Origin of the sequence: Streptomyces sp. NPDC002130 (genome assembly GCF_040296465.1) — a bacterium.
In the GTDB taxonomy this organism is placed as follows: domain Bacteria; phylum Actinomycetota; class Actinomycetes; order Streptomycetales; family Streptomycetaceae; genus Streptomyces.
On the sequence record NZ_JBEOXI010000962.1, the window covers coordinates 1 to 1,273 of the forward strand.

Below are 1,273 nucleotides of genomic sequence, written 5' to 3' on the forward strand. Positions count from 1 at the left end.
CTCGTGTTCATTGATACAGCGGATCGCCCACGCCTGCGTGCGCTCGACCGATCGCTCCTGGTAGCCGCGGGTGTTGAGCAGCGTTGTGAGCTCGTCGAACGCGAACATGATGTCGGCGCCGAGCTGATGCTGGATCTGCATCGACACCTCGGGGGTGAAGCGATGCTTGCTGCCGTCGAGGTGCGATTTGAACGTCACACCCTCGTCGTCGACCGTCGCGAGGCGCTCTTTGCCCTTCGCGATGACGTCGTCGGACTGCACGCCGACGGCCTCCATCGCCAGCACCTTCTTGAACCCGACGCCCAGCGACATGACCTGGAAGCCGCCACTGTCGGTGAAGGTGGGCCCGTCCCAGTTCATGAACTTGCCCAGCCCACCGGCCTCGTCGACGATGTCGGGTCCCGGCTGCAGGTACAGGTGGTACGCGTTGGCGAGCAACGACTGCGCACCGAGTTCCTTCATGGACTCGGGCAACACAGCCTTGACCGTGGCCTTGGTTCCGACGGCCACGAACGACGGCGTCGCGATATCGCCGTGCGGTGTGTGGATGGTGCCGGTTCGTCCGAGTCGGTCCTCGAGCCTGGTCCCCATCGTGAAGATCGACTCGGGACGCTTGTCGACGACGGGCTCGGGCGGTGTCGGTACTGCAGAAGTCACGGGCTCAATCCTGTCACAGGAGCAAATATCGCCGCGACGATTCAGCAGGCGGCCATGGCGGTCGCCACTGGCGTCGCAGACGTCGTCGTCGCATACCGCGCGTTCAACGAGCGATCGGGTGCGCGCTTCGGGCAGGTGAACTCCGGCCTCGTGGCGCAGGTCAATTCGTCGGGGACGGACAACGCATTCTCCTATCCTCACGGATTGGGTACTCCCGCATCGTTTGTCGCGATGGTCGCGCAGCGATACATGCACGTATACGGAGCGTCCAGCGAGGACTTCGGTCGAATCGCCGTCGCGGACCGTAAGCACGCAGCCACCAATCCGAAGGCGTTCTTCTACGGAAAACCGATCACCCTCGAGGACCATCAGAACTCGCGATTCATCGCCGAACCTTTGCATCTCCTCGATTGCTGCCAGGAATCCGACGGAGGCATCGCCATCGTCGTCACCTCGGCAGAACGAGCCAAAGATCTGAAGAACACCCCTGCCGTTATCGCTGCCGCTGCACAGGGCAGTGGGGCAGACCAATACATCATGACCAGCTATTACCGTGACGGTCTGACCGGCCTACCGGAGATGGGCCTTGTCGGCGATCAACTCTGGTCACAAAGTG

2 protein-coding genes are annotated in these 1,273 nt (G+C 62.5%); one reads left to right on the forward strand and one right to left on the reverse strand.

The genetic code is table 11. From position 1 onward, the window contains the following. Nucleotides 1–591 (reverse strand): tRNA-guanine transglycosylase (locus ABT116_RS47430; protein WP_351647608.1); only part of this gene is annotated, 591 nt, incomplete at its 3' end. A gap of 120 nt (nt 592–711) precedes the next feature. Between ABT116_RS47430 and ABT116_RS47435 the strand changes: the two genes are divergently transcribed. Then, a partial coding sequence (locus ABT116_RS47435) for a beta-ketoacyl-[acyl-carrier-protein] synthase family protein (protein WP_502984091.1) occupies nt 712–1,273 on the forward strand: 562 nt, incomplete at its 3' end.